Annotated in this window: 8 protein-coding genes and 1 pseudogene; 2 read left to right on the top strand and 7 right to left on the bottom strand. The window is 74.1% G+C overall.

Annotated elements, in window-relative coordinates; genetic code table 11:
* The coding region (locus tag GPA10_RS12265) for a non-ribosomal peptide synthetase (RefSeq protein ID WP_157165564.1) at positions 1 to 13,744 on the top strand (13,744 nt) is incomplete at its 5' end.
* A gap of 131 nt (positions 13,745 to 13,875) precedes the next feature.
* Here the strand turns inward: GPA10_RS12265 and GPA10_RS12270 are convergent.
* From GPA10_RS12270 to GPA10_RS43665, 6 genes and pseudogenes are all read right to left on the bottom strand, one after another.
* Positions 13,876 to 14,532, bottom strand: coding sequence for a response regulator (locus GPA10_RS12270; RefSeq protein WP_058847860.1), 657 nt, complete (start codon positions 14,530 to 14,532; stop codon positions 13,876 to 13,878).
* Positions 14,529 to 15,845 carry a sensor histidine kinase gene (locus tag GPA10_RS12275; protein ID WP_343040716.1) on the bottom strand — a complete coding sequence of 439 codons (1,317 nt, stop codon included), beginning with the start codon at positions 15,843 to 15,845 and terminating at the stop codon, positions 14,529 to 14,531. The genes GPA10_RS12270 and GPA10_RS12275 overlap by 4 nt, the downstream gene beginning before the upstream one ends.
* 125 nt (positions 15,846 to 15,970) lie before the next feature.
* A complete protein-coding gene (locus GPA10_RS12280; RefSeq protein ID WP_343040717.1) occupies positions 15,971 to 18,187 on the bottom strand; it encodes an MMPL family transporter in 2,217 nt (738 codons plus the stop codon).
* Positions 18,188 to 18,704: 517 nt separating this feature from the next.
* Positions 18,705 to 19,580 (bottom strand): aminoglycoside phosphotransferase family protein, encoded by an 876-nt coding sequence (locus GPA10_RS12285; protein WP_157165772.1) that lies wholly within the window; start codon positions 19,578 to 19,580, stop codon positions 18,705 to 18,707.
* A 154-nt stretch (positions 19,581 to 19,734) separates the two neighbouring features.
* Positions 19,735 to 21,060: a deoxyguanosinetriphosphate triphosphohydrolase family protein gene (locus GPA10_RS12290; protein WP_157165565.1), complete on the bottom strand. Its 1,326-nt coding sequence runs from the start codon at positions 21,058 to 21,060 to the stop codon at positions 19,735 to 19,737.
* Between the two features lie 220 nt (positions 21,061 to 21,280).
* Positions 21,281 to 21,419 (bottom strand): annotated as a pseudogene (locus GPA10_RS43665) (transcriptional regulator); the annotation flags it as partial.
* Here GPA10_RS43665 and GPA10_RS12300 point away from each other — a divergent pair.
* On the top strand, positions 21,385 to 21,615 hold the full coding sequence (locus GPA10_RS12300; RefSeq protein ID WP_157165566.1) for a hypothetical protein: 231 nt from the start codon (positions 21,385 to 21,387) through the stop codon (positions 21,613 to 21,615). The pseudogene GPA10_RS43665 and the gene GPA10_RS12300 overlap by 35 nt on opposite strands.
* 72 nt (positions 21,616 to 21,687) lie before the next feature.
* Here GPA10_RS12300 and GPA10_RS12305 read toward each other — a convergent pair whose 3' ends face one another.
* On the bottom strand, positions 21,688 to 22,626 hold the full coding sequence (locus GPA10_RS12305) for a class I SAM-dependent methyltransferase (RefSeq protein WP_157165567.1): 939 nt from the start codon (positions 22,624 to 22,626) through the stop codon (positions 21,688 to 21,690).
* Between the last annotated feature and the right edge of the window lie 5 nt (positions 22,627 to 22,631).

Consider the following 22,631-nt stretch of genomic DNA (forward strand, 5'->3'; position numbering starts at 1 on the left):
CGAAGGACACCTCCACTACCTCGGCCGCACCGACACCCAGACCAAGATCCGCGGCTACCGCATCGAACCCGCCGAGATCGAGACCGCCCTCACCACCCACCCCCACCTCACCCAAGCCGCCGTCCTCGCACACGACATCCACGGCACGGACCACCTCGTCGCCTACGTCGTCCCCGCCGACGACGCGACCCGGCCCGACCCCGACCGGCTGCGCGCCCACCTGGCGGGACAGCTGCCGGAGTACATGATCCCCAGCGCCTATGTGACGCTCGACCGGCTGCCCCTGTCCCCCCACGGCAAGCTCGACCGCAAGGCCCTGCCCGCCCCCGACCGCACCACCACCACGCCCTTCCGCGCGCCCGGAACGCCCCAGGAGGCGGAGCTGGCCGCCCTGTTCGCCGAGGTGCTCGGCGTGCCCGAGGTCGGCGTCGACGACGACTTCTTCGACCTGGGCGGGCAGTCGCTCCTGGCGATGCGCCTCACGGGGCGGATCCGTACCGCGCTCGGCGCCGAGGTCCCGATCCGCGCGGTCTTCGACCACCCCACGGTGGCGCGCCTGGCCGCGCACGTACGCACGGGCGGGACCGAGCGGACCGCGCTGCGGCGCCGCGCCGAACGCCCGGAGCGGGTGCCGCTGTCGTACGGCCAGCACCGGCTGTGGTTCATCGACCACTTCGAGGGCCCGTCGGCGACGTACAACATCCCGGTGGCCCTGCGGCTGCACGGCACGCTCGACGCCGACGCCCTGGCCGCGGCCGTCGCGGACGTGGTGGCCCGGCACGAGATCCTGCGCACGGTCTACCGGCAGGAACCGGACGGCACCCCTTACCAGCAGGTCCTGGACGTCACGCAGGCCCGTGCGCGACTGGAGGTGTCCGTAGGGGAGCTGTCCGCGGCCGCGGGCGACGACGAGGTCACGCGGCTCGCCCGGCACGAGTTCGACCTGGCCGCGGACGTCCCCGTGCGCGCGGCGGTCCTGCGCGTCGCCCCCGACGAGCACGTCCTCTGCCTCGTGATCCACCACATCGCCGCCGACGGGCAGTCGCTCGCGCCGCTGTTCCAGGACCTGTCCACCGCGTACGCGGCCCGGGCCGGCGGCCACGAGCCGCGCTTTCCCGAACTGCCCCTCCAGTACGCCGACTACGCGCTGTGGCAGCGGGACGTACTGGGTGACCCGGAGGACCCCGACAGCCTGCTCGCGCGGCAGGCCGCGTACTGGCAGCAGGAGCTGGCCGGGGTGCCGCAGCCGCTGCCGCTGCCCACCGACCGGCCCCGTCCCGCACGCGCCAGTCACCGCGGCCACGTCGTGGAGTTCACACTCGACACCGAACTGCTCGCAGCGGTGGCGGAGTTGGCGCGGCGCCATCACATGACCGTCTCCATGGTGCTCCAGGCGGCTCTGGCCGTGCTCCTGCACCGGTCGGGCGGCGGCGACGACATTCCGATAGGTACGCCCACAGCGGGCCGCACGGACGCCGCCGCGGACGGCATGATCGGGTTCTTCGTCAACACCTGGGTGCTGCGGGCCCGGGTCGGCGGACGGCACAGCTTCACCGAGCTCCTCACGCAGGTCCAGGAGAAGGCCCTGGCCGCGTACGACCACCAGGACGTCCCCTTCGAGCGCCTGGTGGAACTCCTCAACCCGGAGCGTTCCGGCGCGTACCATCCGCTGTTCCAGACCGTGCTCGGCTGGCAGAACACCGACCCTGCCGTGCTCGACCTGCCCGGCATCGAGCGCGTCGAGCAGTTCTGGGCCAGGACGGGAACGTCGCGGTTCGACCTGTCGCTGCACCTCGCGGAGGCCGAGGGCACGCACGGGACCGAGGGCCAGGGGCTGATCGAGTACGCCACCGACCTCTTCGACCGGGTGTCGGTGGAGCGGCTCGCGGAGCGCTTCGTCCGGGCCCTGCGCCGGCTGGTGGCCGCGCCGGAGGCCCCGGTGAACACCGTGGACCTCCTCGACCGGGCCGAACGGGAGCGGCTGCACACCGAGGGGAACGCCACCCGGACGGAGCTGCCCGCGCTGACCGTCGCCGAAGTGTTCGCGCTGCGGGCCGCCGAACAGCCGGCCGCCGTCGCCGTGCACGAGGGTGCGAACGTCCTGACCTACGCGGACCTCGACGCCCGCGCCGACCGGCTCGCCCGGGTGCTCGCCGCGCACGGCGTGGGCCGGGAGTCCGTCGTGGGTCTCGCGCTGCCGCGCTCCGCGCAGCAGGTCGTGGCGCTCCTCGCCGTCCTCAAGGCGGGCGGCGCCTATCTGCCCGTCGACACCGGCTACCCGGCCGAGCGGCTCACGTTCATGCTGTGCGCCACGCGACCCGTGCTGATCCTCACCGACACGGCGGGCGCCGCGGAACTGCCGCAGCACGACTGCCCGCTGCTGGTGCTCGACGATCCGGACACCGCCCGGGAGATCGCGCGGGCCTCGGCCCCGGCACCGGACGCCGTCCGTGCGGGTGACCCGCAGCAACTCGCGTACGTGATGTACACGTCCGGGTCGACCGGGCTGCCCAAGGGCGTCGGGGTGACCCAACGGGGCGTGGTGGGCCTGGCCCTCGACCGCCGCTTCGACGGCGACGCCCACGAACGCGTCCTGCTGCACTCGGCCCAGGCCTTCGACGCGAGCACCATGGAACTGTGGGTGGCGCTGCTGCGCGGCGGGGCGCTCGTGGTCGGCCCGGCCGGTCGCCCCGACCCGGCCGCCCTCGCCCGGGTCGTCGCCGAGCACCGGGTGACGTCCGTCGTCATGGCCGCGGGCCTGTTCCGGGTGGTCGCCGACGAGATGCCCGCCGCGTTCGCCGGTGTCCGCGAGGTGTGGTCGGGCGGCGACGTCGTGTCCCCGGAGTCCGTGGAGCGGATCATGGAGGCCTGCCCCGGCATCGTCGTCGTGAACGGGTACGGTCCGACCGAGGCGACGGTGGCCGCGTCCGCCCACACCATGGCGTCGCCCGCCGACGTCGAAGCGGTGGTACCGATGGGCGGGCCCCTGGACAACACCCGTCTGTACGTCCTGGACGAGGCGCTGCGGCCGGTGCCGTCCGGCGTGCCCGGCGAGCTGTACATCGCCGGTGACAAGCTCGCCCGGGGCTATCCGACGCGGCACGCCCTGACCTCCGAGCGGTTCGTCGCCTGCCCGTTCGGCGGCTTTGGCGAGCGCATGTACCGCACCGGTGACGTCGTCGTGCGCACGCACGACGGGCGGCTCCTCTTCCACGGCCGCGCCGACTCCCAGATCAAGATCCGCGGCTACCGCGTCGAGCCGGGCGAGGTGGAGGCCGCCCTGACCGGCCACCCGGGCGTCGCCCAGGCCGTGGTGACCGCGCGCGGGACGGAGGCCGGGGAGCGGCGGCTCGTGGCGCACGTGGTGCCGGTGGACCTGGGCGTGCGCGACGGCGCCGACAGCCTCGCCGATTTCGACATGGACCTCACGGGCGCGGTGTCGGCGCGTGAGCTGCGGAAGTTCCTCGCGGGGAAGCTGCCGGAGTTCATGGTGCCCGCGGCGTTCGTCCTCATCGACCGGCTGCCGCTGACACCGAACGGCAAGGTGGACCACCGGGCCCTGCCGGAGCCGGAGTTCGGCGGGGGCGCCTACCGTGCGCCGCGGACGGCCGTGGAGGAGGCGCTGGCCGCGGTCTACTCCGAGGTGCTCGGCGCGGACCGGGTCGGTGTGGACGACGACTTCTTCGTCGTCGGCGGCGACAGCATCCGGTCCATCCAGGTCGTCTCCCGCGCCCGCGCGCACGGCGTCGAGGTCACTCCCCGGCAGATCTTCGAGCAGCGCACCGTGGCCCGCCTCGCGGAGGTCGCGACGGCCGGACGCGAGGACGCGCTCCTCACCGAGGACGCGACCGGCGGTGTCGGCTTCATGCCGCTGCTGCCCGCGGCCCGGTTCGTGACGGCCCTCGGCGGCTACGACCGGTTCGCGATGTCCACGGTGGTGGACCTGCCCGCCGGCATCGACGCGGCCGGCCTGACCGCGACGCTGACCGCGGTGTTCGACCGGCACGACGTGCTCCGCTCGACCCTGGTGACCGGGGCCGCACCCGGTCTCGACGTGGCGCCGGCCGGCGCGGTCGACCCGGCGGGCCTGATCCGGCGGGTGCCGTGCGACGGCCGCTGGGACGAGGCGTGGCACGGTGTCGCCCAGGCCGAACTCGACGCCGCGGCGGGCCGCCTGGACCCGGCCGCCGGGGTGATGGCGCAGTTCGTGTGGTGCGACGCGGGGCCGGGCGCCGCGGGTCGTCTGATCGTCGTCCTGCACCACCTGGTGGTCGACGGCGTCTCCTGGCGCATCCTCCTGCCCGACCTCGCCGCCGCCTGGGAGCAGGTCCGCGAGGGCCACGCCCCGCGCCTCGCCGAGGTGGCCACGTCCGCGCGCCGCTGGGCCCACGCCCTGACGCGGGAGGCGGCGTCCGAGCGCCGCACCGGGGAACTCGCGCTGTGGCGCGGGATCCTCGCCGGGCCCGACCCGGACCTCGGCCCGCGCCCGTTCGACCCGGCCGTCGACGTGGCGGCCACCGTCCGGCACGTGCACCTGGAACTGCCCGCGTCCCTGACCCGGACCCTGCTCACCACGCTGCCCGGCGCCTTCCGCTGCGGCGTCAACGACGGGCTCCTGACCGCGCTCGCCCTCGCCGTGGGCCGGTGGCGGGCCCGCCGCGGCACCGACGAGAGCACGCTGCTGATGCGCGTCGAGGGCCACGGCCGGGAGGAGGCCGCAGCGCCGGGCGCGGACCTGTCCCGCACGGTGGGCTGGTTCACCAGCGTGTTCCCCGTACGGCTCGACGTGAGCGGGGTCGACGTGGAGGACGCCCTCGCGGGCGGCGCCGCCGCCGGAGCTGCCGTGCGGGCCGTCAAGGAACAGCTCGTCGCCGTCCCCGACAAGGGCGTCGGCTACGGCATGCTCCGCCACCTCAACCCCGGCACCGCTGACGTACTCGCCCGGCACTCCGCCGGGCAGATCTCCTTCAACTACCTGGGTCACTACGCGGCGTCCGGCAACATGCCCGAGCACCTGCGCGGCCTCGGCTTCACCTTCGCCGAGGGCACCGAGGCCCTCGTCCCCGAGCCGGACGCGGGCATGCCCGCCCTGGCGACCCTGGACATCAACGCGTACGTCACCGACGCCGCCGACGGACCCCGCCTCGGCGCCCGCCTCAGCCACCCCGACCAGCTGCTCCCCGGCGCCGACGTGGAAGAGCTCGCGCAGGCGTGGCGCACCGCCCTGGAAGCGCTCGCCCGGCACGCGGAGCAGCCCGGCGCGGGCTCCCTGACCCCCTCCGACACGCCCCTGGTCGACATCGACCAGACCGAACTGGACCTGTGGCAGCGCAGGTACCCCGGTCTCACGGACGTGTGGCCGCTCACGCCGATGCAGTCCGGTCTGCTGTTCCACAGCATGCTCACCGGGGTGTCCGCGGGCGCCGGTGCCCGTTCCGACGGCGCCCCGGGCCACGCGGGCGGTCCGCGGTCCGCCGGCAGCGGCCCTGGCGGTGACGGCGCCCCGGTGGACGCCTACCACATGCAGCTCGTCCTCCACCTGTCCGGGACGGTCGACCCGGAGCGCATGCGTACGGCCGGGCAGGCGCTGCTCGACCGGCACCCGAACCTGACGGTGGCGTTCGCGCAGGACCCGGCGGGCGGATGGCGGCAGCTGGTGTCCCAGCGGGTCGCGTTGCCCTGGCACCTCCTGGACCTCAGCGCGCTGGGCGACCAGGAGCGCGACGAGGAACTGCGGCGCTTCCTTGCCGCCGACAGCCGCGCCTACTTCGACCCGGCCGCGCCGCCGCTGCTGCGGCTCTCCCTGGTGAAGCTGGCCGCGGACCGCTGGGACCTCGTCCTCGCGGTGCACCACGTACTGATCGACGGCTGGTCGCTGCCGGTCCTGATGCGGGAACTGCCGCTACTGTACGCGGCGGAGGGCGACGGGGCAGCTCTGGCGGGCACCACGGGGTACCGCGACTTCCTGGCCTGGCTGGCGCGGCAGGACCAGGACGCGGCCGCGCGGGCCTGGGCCGCCGAGCTGGCCGGGGTCGAAGAGCCCACGCTGCTCGCTCCGGGCACGCCGGTGGACGGGCACAGCGACGGCACCGGCCTCGTCGACGTACCGCTGCCGCCCCGGACGGCACGTGCCCTCGCGCGGTCGGCGGCGGAGTGGGGGGTGACCCCGAGCACCCTGCTGCAGGGCGCGTGGGCGGTGCTCCTCGCGGGTCTCACCGGGCGTGCGGACGTCGTGTTCGGCACGACCGTGTCCGGCAGGCCGCCGCAGCTCCCGGGCGTGGACGCCATGGTCGGCCTGTTCATCAACGCCCTGCCGGTCCGGGTCCGCTGCGCGCCCGGACGGACCCTGCGGGAGGTCCTCACGGAGTTGCAGGAACGGCAGGCCGCGCTCCTCGACCACCATCACCACGGGCTGCTCGACATCCAGCAGGCCCTCGGCCTGAGCACCCTCTTCGACACGATGGTGGGCCTGGAGTCGTACCCGATCGACGGCGCGGGCATCGGCGAGGCGACCGACGCGGCGGGCGTGCGCATCACCGGGATCAGCCCGCTCAGCGGCACCCACTACCCGATGGGCGTCCTCGCGATGGCCGAGCCGCACCTCAAGGCGGTGATCCAGTACCAGCACCACCTCTTCCCGCGCGACCGGGTCACGGACATCGCGGCCGCGTACGCGCGGATCCTGCACCAGTTGGCCGTCGACCCCGACGTGCCGGTGGGCGGTGTCGCCGTCCTTCCCGACGCCCTGCGGGCACGCGTGCTGACCGACTGGAACGACTCCGCCGTGCCGCTGCCCGACCGCACCCTCGACGTGCTGTTCGCCGAGCAGGCCGCCGCGGCACCCGACGCGCCCGCCGTGGTCTTCGGGGAACAGCGGCTCACCTACCGGGACCTCGAAACGCGGGCCAACCGGCTCGCGCGGGTCGTCGCCGGGCGCGGCGTCGCCCGCGACACGCTCGTGGGCCTCGCCCTGCCCCGGTCGGCGGACCTGGTCGTGGCCCAGCTGGCGATCCTCAAGGCGGGCGGCGCGTACGTGCCGCTCGACCCGGACTACCCGGCCGAGCGCCTGGAGTTCATGCTGCGCGACTCCGCTCCCGTCCTGGTCCTCACCGACACGGAGTTCGCGGCCCGGCTCCCGCGGAGCGGCTGCCCGTACCTGCTCCTCGACGACCCGGACACCGCCCGGGAGATCGACCTGGCCGCGGACCGGGCCCCCGTACGCGAGCGGCACCCGGACGAACTGGCCTACGTGATGTACACGTCCGGCTCCACGGGGGTGCCCAAGGGCGTCGGCTGCACCCACCGCGCCGTCGCGGGCCTGGCCCTCGACCGGCGGCACGCGGGCCCCGCGCACCGGCGGATCCTGCTGCACTCCCCGCAGTCCTTCGACCCCTCGACCTATGAGCTGTGGACCCCGCTGCTGCACGGCGGCACGGTCGTGGTCGCGCCGCAGGGCCGCCTGGACGCGCGCGGTCTCGCGGGACTCGTCGCCGCGCACGGCGTGACCGCGGTGTGCGTGGCGGCGGGCCTGTTCAAGGTGGTCGTGCACGAGGACCCCACGGCGTTCGCCGGGCTCCTGGACGTGTGGGTCGGCGGCGACGTGGTCCCCGTGGCCGAGGTCGAGCAGGTCCTCAGGGCCTGCCCCGGGGTGTCCGTCGTGAACGGCTACGGACCCACCGAGATCACCACGGCGGGCGTGTACCACGTCGTCCCGCCCGTCCTGCCGGTGCAGGACCCGGTTCCGATCGGCCGGCCGATGGACGGCATGCGGACCTACATCCTCGACTCCGCCCTGCGGCCCGTGCCGCCGGGCGTGCCCGGGGAGCTGTACGTGGCGGGCAACGGCCTCGCCCGCGGCTATCTGGGCCGCTTCGCGCTGACGGCGGAACGCTTCGTGGCCTGCCCGTTCGGGGAGCCGGGCGAGCGCATGTACCGGACGGGGGACATCGCGGCGTGGACGGAGACGGACGCGGGCACGGGCGAGATCGCCTTCCTGGGGCGCGCCGACGCCCAGCTCAAGATCGGTGGATTCCGTGTCGAGCCCGGTGAGATCGAGGCCGCCCTCGACGCCCACCCGGGCGTCGCCCAGGCCGTGGTGTCGTTCGTCGAGGACCGCACCGGTGAGCGCCGCCTGGTCGGCTATGTGGTGCCGGGCACCGATCTGCCCGCAGCCGTGGCCGCGGAGCAGCAGGTCGAGGGCTGGGCGCGGATCTACGACCGGGTGTACGCCGACGCGCGCGCCCCGTGGGGGGAGGACTTCACCGGGTGGGACTCCAGCTACACCGGCCGCCCCGTCCCGCCGGCGGAGATGCGGGAGTGGCGGGACGCGACGGTGGCGCGGATCGCCGCCGAGCGGCCGTCCCGGGTGCTGGAACTCGGCGTCGGCACGGGACTGCTGATGGCGCGGCTCGTCGGCCGGGTGACGGAGTACTGGGGCACCGACCTGTCGGCGGAGGTCGTGGAACGCCTCGGCGGGGAGGTCGCCGAGGCCGGGTACGCGGACGTGGCCACGCTGCGCCACCAGGCCGCGGACGACGTGTCGGGGCTGCCGCACGGCCACTTCGACCTCGTCGTCCTGAACTCGGTGGCGCAGTACTTCCCCGACGCCGGCTATCTGGACCGCGTCCTCACCCGGGCGCTGCCGCTCCTCGCCCCGGGCGGCCGGATCCTCGTCGGTGACGTGCGCAACGCCGCCACCCTGCACCTGTTCCACTCCGGTGTGCAGCGCGCGCAGCGCCCCGAGGACACCCCGCAGGCGGCCCGCAACGCCGTGGCCCGCGCGCTGCTCCTGGAGCCGGAACTGGCCCTCGCCCCGGAGTGGTTCACCGACTGGGCCGCGCGCAACGGCGTCGCCGGGGTGAACGTGCGGATCAAGGCGGGCCGTGTCCACAACGAACTCACCCGGCACCGCTACGACGTCGTCCTGCACCCGGCTCCGCCCGCGGCCGCGCTCGACCCGGAGCGGCTCGACGAGGTGGTCTGGGGCCGCGACGCCGGTGACCTCGCCGAGCTGGCGGAGCTGTGCCGGGCCCGGCAGGACACGGGTCCGTTCCGTGTCACCGGCATCCCGAACGCACGGCTGACCGCCGAGGCGGCGACGGCCGCCCAACTGGGCCTGGGCGACGCCCCGGTGACCGGCGGCACGGCCCTGGACCCGCACGACCTGTGGGCGTGGGCGACCGGACAGGGCCTGACCGCGGAGCCCTCCTTCTCCCGGGCGGGGGTGGAGTGCTTCGACGCCGTGCTGACGCACGGGAAGGACGCCGTACCGCTGCACGGCGCGCAGGCCCCGGGCCGGGTCATGGCTCCCCTCCCCCTGCCGGGCTCGGGCCCGAGCGCCGCCCGGGTCACCGACCCCTCCGCCGCCCCCCGCATCGGCGCTCTGGTGGGCTCGCTGCGCGGGCACCTCGGCGAGCGGCTTCCCGCGCACATGGTGCCCGCGGCCGTCGTGGCCGTGGCCGAGGTGCCGCTGACGCCGAACGGGAAGCTGGACCGGCGGGCGCTGCCCGTACCGGACTTCGCCCCGGCGGCGACGGGCCGGGCGCCGCGCACGCCGCGGGAAGAGCTGCTGTGCGGCCTGTTCGCCGAGGTGCTCGGCCTGGACCGGGTCGGCGTCGACGACGACTTCTTCGCCCTCGGCGGCCACTCGCTCCTCGCGACCCGCCTCGTCAGCAGGATCCGCGCGGTCCTCGGGGTGGAGGTGCCGCTGCGGACCGTGTTCGCCGCGCCCACGGTCCTCGCCATGGCCGAGCAGTTGCCCACGGACTCCGTGACCCGGCTGCCGCTGCGGCGCGCGACCGTGCGCCCCGAGGCCGTGCCGCTGTCGTTCGCGCAGCGCCGCCTGTGGTTCCTGGACAAGTTCGAGGACGAGTCTGCCACGTACCACGCGCCGTTCCCGCTGCGCCTGACCGGCACGCTGGACGTGCCGGTGCTCGCCGCGGCGCTGCGGGACGTGGTCGTCCGCCACGAGAGCCTGCGCACGCTGTTCCCCGAGGACGCCGCGGGCGAGCCCCGCCAGCACGTCGTGGACGCCGCGGAGCTGCGCCTGGACCTGCCCGTGGTCGAGGTCGCCGCACAGGACCTCGACCGGGCCCTGAGCGAGGCGGCGGCGGCCCCCGTCGACCTGGCGTCCGAGATACCGGTCCGCGCCTGCCTGCTGCGCCTCGCCGAGCAGGACCACGTACTTCTCCTGATGATCCATCACATAGCCGGGGACGGCGAGTCGTTCGCGCCGCTCGCCCGGGACGTCTCCCTGGCCTACACGGCCCGGCTGCGCGGCCGGGCACCGCAGTGGTCCGAGCTGCCCGTGAGCTACATCGACTACACCCTGTGGCAGCGGGAGCTGCTCGGCGGCGAGGACGACCCCGACAGCCTGCTGTCCGCGCAGATCGCCTACTGGAAGGACGAGCTGCGGGACCTGCCGCAGCCCCTGCGCCTGCCCACCGACCGGCCCCGGCCGCCGGTCGCGAGCCACCGCGGCGACGTGGTGGAGTTCGCCCTCGACCAGCGCACCGCCGAAGCGGTGGAGACACTGGCCCGCGAGCGCGGCGCCACCTCTTCCATGGTGCTCCAGTCCGCGCTCACGGTCCTCCTGCACGCGCTCGGGGCCGGTGACGACATCGCGGTCGGCTCGCCCATCGCCAACCGCACCGACGAGAACCTCGCGGACCTGGTCGGGTTCTTCGTCAACACCTGGGTGCTGCGCGCCCGGCTCGCGGGCAACCCGACTTTCCTCGACCTGCTCGACCAGGTGCGCGCCAAGTCCCTGGCGGCGTACGAGCACCAGGACGTGCCCTTCGAGCGCCTGGTGGAGGTCCTCAACCCCGAGCGGTCGACCGCGTACGCCCCACTGGTCCAGGTGGTGCTCGCCTGGCAGAACTTCGCCCGCGAGGACTTCGCCCTGCCGGGCCTGCGGGCGGCCTTGGAGCCGCTGCGCGGCAGGACCGCGAAGTTCGACCTGTTCCTCAGCCTGGCGGCGCTGCCGGGGCACGGCGTCCTCGGACACCTGGAGTACGCGACCGACCTCTTCGACCGGGCCACGGCCGAAGAGTTCGCGGAGCGTTTCGTGCGGGTCGTGGAGCAGTTGGTGGCCGGGCCCGAGCGGCGCGTCGGCGCCGTGGACGTCCTCGCGCCGGAGGAGCGCGGGACCCTGGAGCGGTGGGCGCGGGCGGGCGGCCCCGGCGCCCCGGTGCCCGACCTCACCGTGGACCGTGCCTTCGAGGCGACCGTGAGCGCCCACCCGCTGCGGCCCGCCGTCACCGGCGACGGCCGGACCCTCGGCTACGCGGAGCTGAACGCGTCCGCGAACCGCCTCGCCCGGCTCCTGCGCGGGCACGGCGCCGGACCCGGCAGGTTCGTGGCCGTGGCGCTGCCCCGGTCGCCCGAACTCGTCGTCGCCGTCCTCGCGATCCTCAAGTCGGGGGCCGCGTACGTGCCGGTCGACCCGGGTCACCCGGCGGACCGGATCGCGTACACGCTCACCGACACGCGCCCCGAACTCGTCGTCACCGCCGCCGGGTTCGCAGACCGGCTGCCGGAAGGGCCGCGGGTCGTCCTCGGCACCCCGGCCACGGAGGCCGCGCTCGCCGGGCTTCCCGCCCACGACCTGACTCCGGCCGAGCGCGGCGGCACGCCCCACCCCGACGACGCCGCGTACGTCATCCACACCTCGGGTTCCACGGGCCGCCCCAAGGGTGTCCTCGTCACCCACCGCAACGTGATCGGTCTGATGACCCGCGCCCAGGACCTGTTCGCGTTCGGCGCCGACGACGTCTGGACGATGTTCCACTCCCCCGCCTTCGACTTCTCGGTGTGGGAGCTGTGGGGGCCGCTGCTGCGCGGCGGGCGGCTCGTGACCGTGCCGTACGAGGTCAGCCGGTCGCCGGAGGACTTCCTCGCCCTGCTGGTCCGCGAGGGGGTGACGGTGCTCAACCAGACGCCCTCGGCCTTCCACCAGCTCATCCGCGCCGACCGCGAGAACCCGGCGCTCGGGTCCGGGCTCGCGCTGCGCACCGTGGTGTTCGGCGGCGAGGCACTGGACCTGCCGCGGCTCACCGAGTGGTACGGGCGGCACGCCGACGACGCGCCGCGCCTGGTGAACATGTACGGCATCACGGAGACCACCGTGCATGTCACGTACGGCCCGCTGGACGCCGCCCTGGTGCGGGACGCGGTGGGCAGCGCGATCGGTGTGGGCCTGCCCGGCCTCGGGGTGCGGGTCCTGGACGCCGCGCTGCGGCCCGTGCCGCCCGGTGTCGTGGGCGAGATGTACGTGAGCGGCGACCAGGTGTCGCGGGGCTATCTGAACCGGCCGGGTCTGACCGCGGCGCGGTTCGTGGCCGACCCGTTCGGGACGCCCGGCGGCCGGCTGTACCGCTCGGGCGACCTGGCCCGCTGGACCCCGCTGGGGCGCCTCGAGTACGTGGGGCGCTCGGACGACCAGATCAAGCTCCGCGGCTTCCGCATCGAGCCCGGCGAGATCGAGGCGGCGCTGCTCGCGCGCCCCGACGTGGCCGACGCCCGCGTCGACGCCCGTGTGCACGCCGCCGGGGAGAAGGCACTGACGGCGTACGTCGTACCGGCGGCGTCCGGGGCCCTGCCCGCACCGGCGGCGCTGCGAGCCGCGCTGCGCACCGTCCTGCCCGACTACATGATCCCCGCGGCCTTCGTGCCGCTCGCCGCCATCCCGCTGACCGGCAACGGCAAGCTGGACCGCGCGGCCCTGCCCGCACCGGCGCGCGCCGCCTCGGCGCCCGCGGCCGACCGGGCCGCCGGCGCCCTCGAACTGCATGTCGTGCGGGCCTGGAGCGAGGTCCTCGACACCGACGTCGACGCGGTCGGTGTCGACGACGACTTCTTCGACGCCGGGGGCGACTCGTTCAAGGCGGTCGCGCTGGCCCGCGCCATCGGCCACGGCCTGCGCGTGGTGGAGGTCTTCAAGCACCCCACGCCGCGCCGCCTCGCCGCCCGCCTCGCCTCGACGGACACGGCCCAGGGCGCGCCCCGGCTCCTGCACCGCCTGACCCCCGACCGCCCGGCCGCCGCGGACGCCCCCCGCCACACCCTGGTCTGCGTCCCCTACGGCGGCGGCAACGCCACCGCCTACCAGGCCCTGGCCGGGCACCTCCCGGCGCACACGGACCTGTGGGCCGTCGAACTGCCGGGCCACGATCCGGTGCGCCCCGACGAACCGCTGCAGCCCTGGGCGGAGACCGTCGAACTCCTCGCCAAGGAGATCACCGACACCGTGCGCGGGGAGTACACCCTGTACGGGCACTGCGTCGGCACGCTCCTCGCCGTGGCCGTCGCCCGCGCCCTGGAGGACCGCGGCACGCCGGCCGCGCGGCTGGTACTCGGCGCGGCGTTCCCGCAGGGCGACGCGGCCACCGCGGTCGACCGCCTCGCGGCCGTCGAGGAGGACCGCCTGTACGCCGATCTGCACGCCGTCGGCGGCTTCTCCGGCGCCCTGGACGGCACCGACCGCCACCGCGTCCTGTCCGTCGTCCGCCACGACATGCTGGAGGGCGCGCGACTCCACCGCGACACCGCCACCACCTTCGACCGCCTGCGCACCCCGGTGCACGTACTGATCGGCGACGCGGACCCGCTCACCGCCGACTACACCACCGGCTACCGCGCCTGGGAGCACTACGCCCACGACGTGACCCTCGCGGTCGTCGAGGGCGGGGGCCACTACTTCGTCAAGGACCGCGCGCGGGAGGTGGCGGACCTGCTCACGGACTGACCCGCCCCGGGCACCGAGGGGGCACGCCGCGCACCGCGGCGTGCCCCCTCCGGGCTGCCCCGATCATCGCCCCCGTGGCGCCGGTCCTTGCGGCGGTCCCCCTTCATCCGCCGACCGGACCGGAACTGCCCTCACGCCGGCCGCACAAGCCCCGTGTCATAGGCGAAAATCACTGCCTGCACCCGGTCCCGCGCGCCGATCTTCCCCAGCACCCGGCTCACATGGGACTTGACCGTGGACTCCGCCAGGCACAGCCCCTCGGCGATCTCGGCGTTGCTCCAGCCCGTGGCCATCGCGGTGAGGACCTCGCGTTCGCGTTCGCTGAGCGCGGAGAGCCTGCGCTCCTGGTCGGGGGTGCGGCCCGGCAGGCGTTCGGTGTAGGCGTCGATGAGCTTGCGGGTCAGGCCGGGGGCGATGACGGCGTCCCCCGCTGCCACCGCCCGGATCCCGCCGACGAGTTCGTCGGGCAGGGCGTCCTTCAGGAGGAAACCGCTGGCACCGGCGCGCAGCGCCTCGTACGCGTACTCGTCCAGGTCGAACGTGGTCAGCACGAGGACCCGTGAGCGACCGCCGGAGCCGACGATGCGGCGGGTGGCCTCGATGCCGTCCATGCCGGGCATGCGGACGTCCATGAGCACGACGTCCGGGCGGAGTTCGGCGGTCATGCGGACCGCTTCGCCGCCGTGGGTGGCCTCGCCGACCACGCTCAGGTCGGCGTACTGCTCCATCAGCATGCTGAAGCCGAGCCGTTGCAGGGCCTGGTCGTCGACGATGAGGACGGTGGTCATACGAGTCGCTTCTCCGTGGGTGCGGGGGCGGTGGCGAGCAGGAAGTGGGCGCGGACGGTCCAGCCGCCGCGGTCGTTGAAGCCCGCGGTGACGCCGCCTCCGTACAGCGCGGCCCGTTCGCGCATGCCGACCAGGCCGCGGCTTTCGGTGTCGTCGCCGGGAGCGAGCGACGGTCCGGTGTCCTCGATCGTCAGGTCCACGGCCGCCTCGTCGACGGTGATCCTGATGCGCACGCTCGTGGTGGGCGCCGCGTACTTGAGGGTGTTGGTCAACGCCTCCTGGACAACGCGGTAGACGGCGAGCTGGAGGCCGGGCGGCAGGCCGGCCGGGGAGCCCTCGGTGTGCAGGGTGACGGCGGGGCCTGCGGCGCGCACCCGTTCCAGGAGCGCGTCGAGGTCGTCGAGACCCGGTTGCGGGGCGAGCGGGGCGTCCGCGGACGTGGCCTTCTCGTCGTCGCCGACGACGGCGAGCAGACGGCGCAGCTCGGCCAGGGCGCCCCGGCCGCTGTCGGCGATGATGCGCAGGGCCTGGGCGCCGCGTTCGGGTTTCGTGGTGGTCAGTCCGGCGGCGCCGTTCGCGAGGCCGACGATGACGGCGAGGGTGTGGCCGAGGATGTCGTGCATCTCGCGGGCGACACGGGAGCGCTCAGTGGCGGCGGCGAGGCGGGCGCGCTGGTCGCGTTCGACCTCCAGGCGGGCTGCGCGTTCCTTCAGCGCCACGACGTAGGCGTTGACGACGCGGCCGACCACGCCCGCCGCGGCGACCGCGGCCACCAGGAGCGCCTGGACGATCGCCACCACCGCGGTCTGCATGCCGGTGGTGTGGCTCTGGTTCTGGGCGAAGGCGGCCACGGACGTCTGCGTGATGGCCACCGCCACACAGACCGCCAGCTGTACGGGGCGGGCGCTGCGGCCCACGTTGAGCAGCGCCGCCACCCGGGCGGCCTCCGCGCCGGTGGCGGTGTCCAGGGCGAGGACGACCAGGGACGCGGCGGAGGTGATGGCGAAGGTCAGGATGGGCCGTCGGCACCGCCACAGCAGCGGCAGGCACAGGACGGCCGTCAGCACCAGCATCCACGGCAGGCCGGGGCTCGCGCCGTCCGCGGCCTGTTGCAGGGCCGGGACGGCGAACAGCGCGCAGATCACCGGCATCGTCCAGCGCCGGACCCAGGGATGGCTCAGATCCGCCTGCCGGACGCGCATGAGCCAGCGCAGGACCGCGGCGTCGGAGCGTCTCTCGACCCCGCCGAGCAGCGTTTCGGGCGTGCCGGAGGACGTCGGTGCCGATGGCCGGGCAGCGGTCGGTGCGGTCACGTCGTACACCTCGTACACCTTCTCGACGCGGGAGCCCCTGCCGGTCCCCGGGGGTAGGGCCGACAGGGGTGCTGTGGGGCGGCGGGGCGGCTCGGGCCCCGCTCCGGATCGTACGGTGCGGCGGCTCAGCCCTTCCTGACGGGCACGGGGGCGAGCTGGACCGTGTGCTCGGCGTCGTCGTCGAGCAGGTGGCGCAGCTTCTCGCCCTCCACGTCCACGTTCGGCAGCAGCCGGTCCAGCGGACCGGGGAGCGACCAGGCGCGGTCGCCGAGCAGGGCCATCACCGCGGGGACGATGGTCATCCGCACCACGAAGGCGTCCAGGAGAACGGCGGCGGCCAGGCCCAGGCCCATCGACTTGATCATCGTGGTGTCGCTGAAGACGAACCCGGCGAACACGGCGATCATGATGATCGCGGCGGCGGTGACCACCCGGGCCCCGTGCCGGAACCCGGCGACGACGGCTTCGCGCGGTCCGGCGCCGTGGACGTACTCCTCCCGCATCCGGGTCACGAGGAAGACCTCGTAGTCCATCGCGAGGCCGAACACCACACCGACCATGAAGATCGGCAGGATGCTGACGATCGGGGCAGTCTGGTCCACACCGAAGACGTCCGCGAACCAGCCCTTCTGGAAGACGGCGACGACGACTCCGAGCGTGGCGAGGACGCTCAGGAGGAATCCGGCGGCGGCCTTGACGGGGACCAGGAGCGAGCGGAACACCAGCATCAGCAGGACCAGCGCCAGGCCGACGACCACGCACAGGTAGGGGATCAGGGCCGCGTTCAGCTTGTCGGAGACGTCGATGTTGAGGGCGGTGGTGCCGGTGACCATGAGGTCGGCGCCGGTCTCGCCGTGGAGGGCCGCGCTGCGGTCGCGGATGGTGGACACCAGGTCGACCGTCTCCTCGCTGCTGGGCGAGGAGCCCGGGACGGCGCGGATCAGGGCCACGTCGCCGCCCTTGTTGAAGGTCGCCGGGCTCACCGAGGCGACGTCGGGCAGGTCCTTGAGCAGGGCTGCCGCGTCCTTCGCCGCGGCCTTGGGGGCCTCGCTGCCGCGGGCGTCGACGACGACCGTCAGGGGGCCGTTGAAGCCGGGGCCGAAGCCGTCACTGACGGTGTCGTAGGCGACGCGCTGGGTGCTGCCGGGCGCTGCCGTGGAGTCGTCGGGCATGGTGAGCTGGAGCGACAGGGCCGGAGCCGCCAGCAGGAGCAGACCGGCGACCGCGGTACCGAGCACCTTGACGGGGTTGCGCAGGACGAACTTCACCCAGCGCACCCCCATCGCCTCGCGGCGGCCGTCCTCGACGGCCCGCATCCGACGCGTCTTGTACCGTCCGCCCGCGACCCGCGCCCCGGCGAAGCCCAGCATGGCGGGCAGCAGCGTCAGCGCGATGAGTACGGCGATGACCACCGCGAACGCGGCGCCGAGCCCGATGTCAGTGAGGATCTTGATGCCGATGACGCCGAGGCCGACCAGAGCGATCACGACGGTCATACCGGCGAACACCACTGCCGAGCCCGCGGTGCCGAGCGCCCGCCCGGCGGCCTCCTCCGGGGCGCGGCCCGCCTGGAGTTCGCTCCGGTACCGGGAGACGATGAACAGGGCGTAGTCGATGGCGACGGCCAGGCCCAGCATCAGCGCGAGCGTGCTGGTGTTGGAGCTGAGGTCGATGAAGGCGGTCGCGACGGTGATCCCGGTGATCGCCATCCCGACGCCGAACAGGGCGGTCAGGAGCGGCAGTCCGGCCGCGACCAGCGAGCCGAAGGTGATGACCATGACGACCGCGGCGACCAGGATGCCGATCAGTTCGGACGCGCTCTGGTGCGTCTCCTCGGCGACGGCAGGTCCGCGCAGGCTGACATCGAGGCCCGCGCGCTCCCCCTTCGCGGCGATGTCCGCCAAGTCGTCGCGGGCCCGGTCGGTGACGTCGACCTGCGCGACCTTGTACGTCACCTGCGCGTAGGCGACGGTGCCGTCCCTGCTGACGGCGCCCTCGTCGTAGGGGTCGGCGACCCGTGCCACCTGGTGTGCCGTGCCGAGCCCGGAGACCAGGGACTCGATCTCGGACTTGGCGGCGCCGGACGTCAGCTTCTGTCCGTCGGCCGCCTTGAAGACGACCTGCGCGGTGGCCGCGTCGGCCGACGCCTGCGGGAACTCCTTCTTCAGCAGGTCCGTCGCCTGCTGGGACTGGGTGCCGGGGATGCTGAAGCTGTCCGTCGTACTGCTCGACACACTGGCCGCGCCGAGGCCGACGGCGGCCAGTACCGCGATCCAGAGCACGAGGACGAGCCGTCGTCGCCGGAAGGAGAACCGGCCCAGCCGGTAGAGGAAGGTTGCCACGGAGTACTCCCGGAAGGCATGCAGCGGGTGGTGCAGGCCGCGTTCCGGCCCACGACTCACGCTACGAACGCCTGGGCACCGCCCCTTGAGTCCACGGAGGTGAATACCGGGCCGGGCGGTGGTACCGCGGTGCCGGGGGGTCTCATCCCTGAGGATGAGGGCCCATGCGGCCGCGCGTTCCGCGGGCGGGTCTGCTCCTGCTCTGCTGCTGGGGTGGCCCGTACCAGTGCCGGGCTTGAGGGTGGTGCCCCGCCCGCGCCCGCATCGCCCTTGACGTCCGCACCGGAACCCGACTCCTTGTCGCCGGCCGCGGAGCTGCCCGAGCCCGAGCCGCCCTCCGACTTCGCGTCACCGTCCGAGGACGGAGTTGGAGCCGGAGAACGCGGAGCCCTGGGCGGATGTGTCCGTTCCGGAGTCGTCGCCCCCGCAGGCCGTGAGCGGGAGGGCGGTGGCGAGGCCGACAGCGCGGAACCTCCGGGCACCTGCCCGACCCGGACGAACGGCCACTCGCTCAGGCTCAGGACGACAGAGCGAGCAGTTCGTCGACCACTGACTCCGGGCCGCCCCAGGTGAGATGTGCGATCGCTGCCATGGGTGCGACGACTCGACTCCAGGCATACAGCCGGTCCTCGTCGAGCGCACACGCGGCCGCCACTTTCCGGCAGCGGGCTCCGACGCCTTCGTGTCCGGCTCCGGCCACCGTGTAGTCGACGGCGTCGAAGCAGGGGTCGCCGATGCATGCCTTGGGGTCGATCGCGGTGAGACCGCGCGAGGGGCCGCCGTCCAGGACGTTGCCGAGGTGCAGATCGCCGTGCAGCAACACGACCCCGGTCTGGCTGTCCAGCAATGTCTCGCAACGCCGTATCGTCCGCTGCCAGGTGGCGGGGGCGATCCGTGCGGCGATGGACGGCTCGGACAGCCGCCGGCCGATCCGGACGAAGGCCTCGTCGAACCGACCGCGCAGATCCAGCGGCCAGTGCGCGGGAGGAGGCACGGAGTGCAGGGCGGCCAGCAGTTCCCCCCACTGCTGCGGCAGTGACGCCCGCGGCAGGTCCTCAGCACCGGTGCCGGGCAGCACCTCCTCCAACACCATGGCCCCGGCCCCTGCATCGGCAGCCAGTACCGCCGGCACACGACCGGACGGTGCGAGTACGCGCAGCATCTCCACCTGCCTGGCCAGCAGGGCCCGGTCCGGACTGAGTTTCAGGACCGCTCGTGTTCCGTCGGGCCAGTCGCAGCGGAACACGAGCGAGGAGGCACCGCCCCCGAACGGCGCACCCAGCTCGCACCCCCAGCGCGCCGCCGACTGGGCGGCGAGGTGGGGAACCGAAGCGAGCCAGCCCCTCGCCCCGGGGCCGAATCGAGCCACCAGACGGGCGCCGACCTCACTCATGTCCACGCGGACAGCTTGCGGCCCCCGCAGCCGGGGATCCAACGGTTTTCCCGGCTGCGGGCGCGAGTTGGGGCTGCGGCCCTGTGGGGCTCGTGCTGCGGGGCGTGACCGGCCCGGGCGGGAGCGGGAGGCTGTCTCGGACCGACTGCCGCGGTCAGAGCCAGACGTTGTCGCTCACGGATCCCAGGGCGGTGCCGGACAGGCGGCGGTGCAGGGCGATGGCCTGGTCCTCGGTGAGCGAGGCGATGTGGTCGGCGGCGGCCCGCAGCGCGTCGCCGTGCAGTTCCAGCTCCTCGGCCCGGTCGGCGGGCAGCAGCCGCGGTGAGTCATGCGTCCAGCGCAGCAGTTCGGAGACGATGCGCCGCTTCCCGTGCTGCTGGGTGGCCAGGGCCGGACGGTCGATGACGTAGCACCAGACGAGTTCCTTGAGCAGCTCGCAGGCGGCCCGGCGCTCGGCAGGCACGACGAGCCGGGCGCCGTAGCGGATCGCCGCGGTGCCGGTGACCTCCAGCTCGATGTCTCGGGTGAAGTGGTCGATCAGCTTGGCGGTACGGGCGTTGACGGCCACGTCGTCCGCGTGCCGGCCGGAGTAGGGGCCCGCGATCGACAGCGCCTTGGCGATGTCCGCCAGCAGGTGCAGCGCCTCGTCGCGGTCGAAGCCCGCGCCCGTGCGGCGGCGTTTGGCCTCCACGTAGTCCAGGAAGCGCTGCGTCTCACGCTCGGTGTCGCCGCCCGCCGCCCCCGGCGGGGGGAACAGCGCCGCCAGCGGAATCAGCCCGGTGCGGTAGAAGTCCTCCACGTCGTGGCAGGCGTAGGTGACGTCGTCGGCCCAGTCCATCACCTGCTCCTCGACCGGCACCGCCTCGTCGGCGCGCCCCGCCCGCACCCACGCGAACGCCTGCCGGTCGACCGCGTAGACGCCCCACTTGGCGTGCCGGGCCCGGTCGGTGTCGCGCGGCGCGCGCTCCCAGGGGTACTTCGTGGCCGCGTCCAGGCACGCCCTGGTCAGGTGCAGACCGCGGTGGCCGCCGTGCTTGTGCGCGGCCAGGAAGGTGAGGATGTGCAGCGTCTGGGCGTTGCCCTCGAAGCTGTCGAGCACACCCGCCGCGAAGTGCAGCTCGTCCATCGTCGCGCGCAGCGCGGTCTCACCGGCGTGCCCGAAGGGCGGGTGGCCGATGTCGTGCGCCATGCACGCCGCCTCCACCAGTGCCGGGTTCGGGCCGCCGTAGCGCCGCTCCAGGCGCTCGGCCATCCGTCGGCCCAGCTGGGCGACCTTCATCGAGTGGGTCAGGCGGGTGTGGTAGGCGCCGAGTTCGGCGCTGGCGACGACCTGGCTCTTGCCTGCGAGCGCGCGCCACTGCGTCGAGTACAGGATCCGGTCCACGTCGTGCTCGAACCCCGAGCGCTGCCCGTCGTCCGCGACCCGTCGGCACAGGGAGTGCTGCTCCAGGTCTTCATCGCTGTAGTGGGCAGGGCGCATGAACGGGATGTTACTGGCTGGTGGCGCGGGCCAGCCAGCCCCGGCGGGGCCGCGGCCCCCTCTGCGGCGCGCCCGGTGGGCGGGCCGCGCGGCCTCGGAACCCCTCACGTCGGACCGATGCCCGCCACGGCAGTCCCGGCCGCGGGACGTCCACCGTCGCGGCCGACTGCGAACGGAGGCCCCGCCCGCGGCGGATCCGCACCGAACGGTGCAGGGCCCAGAACACGTCGCGCAGGGTCTCAAGAAGGCGGGCGATGTTCGCCTCGTCGCGGCGGTAGTAGCTCGACGTCGTCGGCCTCCTGGCCGGGGGCGCTCATCGGGTCCTTGAGCCAGACCAGCATCTGGCGGCGGGCCGGGGAACGGGTCCTCGTGCACGGCGGCGCGGGCGGGGTCGGCTCGGCCGCCGTCCAGGTTGCCGCTGCACTGGGAGCCGTCCTGCCGCCGGCCGACGTCGCGCAGGCGCACGCGCTGCTGGAAGGCGGTCCCGCCACTGGAGAGGGCCACCGACGGCGCCCCCGCGGCAAGATCGCCATCGCCGTGACAACGACGGCCTGATCGAGCGCCCTCCCATGGTGTCACTGTCGAGCGCCCTCCCCTCGTATCACTGTCGCGCACCCACCCCTCGTATCACTGATGACAGCGATCGGCTTCGAGGAGGCGAACATCCACGCCCTTGCACGCGAAGACCCACCGGTTCCCCTCCAGCGCGTCGTTCGGCGCGGGGAGGGGGCCCCGCCCGTGCCGGCGGGTGAAGTCGAAGGGCGTGTACATCGCGGTGGACCAGCCCTTGGCCGTCAGGTCGCCCGCCGAGTCGGGTCTTGGCCCCTTGTCGAAGAGGTGGAGCAGGTCGATGCCGGTCTGATCGCGCGTCGCTGTGTAGATCGCGCTGTCGTGGTACGCCAGCAGGTCCTTCTCCAGCTTGGCCTCGAAGGCCAGAGCGCTTCCCGGGCAGGTCAGCCCGTCCACCGTGTCGACGAGATACGTCTCGGCCGGGCCCGGAAGGTAGAAGAGGAGCCCCTCGGCCAGCCAGACGCTGGGAGCGCCCGCGTCGAAGCCGGCGGTGGTCAGCGCGCCGCCCCAGTCCGCGCGCAGGTCGGCCGGTACGGGGACGCGCTTCGCCTTCGGGGCGGCCGACAAGTCCTCGATCACCTGCTGTTTGAAGGCCAGCACGCCCGCCCTGTCGATCTCGAAGACGACGCAGCCGGTCGGCAGATCCAGCCGGAAGGCGCGGGTGTCGAGACCCGCTCCCAGCAGGACGGCCTGGCGGGCGCTCGTGTCGACCGACCGGAGGACGAAGTCGTCGAGGACTCTCGTCCGCAGACCGAAGTAGCGGGCGAACCTCCCCCACAGCGGGTTGTCGTCGCCGTCCGGGGCCTGCTCGACGCGCACCGGCCAGTGTGCACAGCCACGGGCCGCGCGCACGAAGTGTTCCGCGTAGGCGTCCTGGGCCAGACTGTCGTGGCGGTGGGTCTCGATCGCCCGTGCCGCGGCGACCAGGAGGGCGGTCGCGCCCACCCCCGCGTGCACGCTTTCCGTGTCCGTGTGCTGTGGCGTCGCGCCAGCCATGTGTC

Source organism: Streptomyces typhae (genome assembly GCF_009755605.1).
Taxonomy (GTDB): domain Bacteria; phylum Actinomycetota; class Actinomycetes; order Streptomycetales; family Streptomycetaceae; genus Streptomyces; species Streptomyces typhae.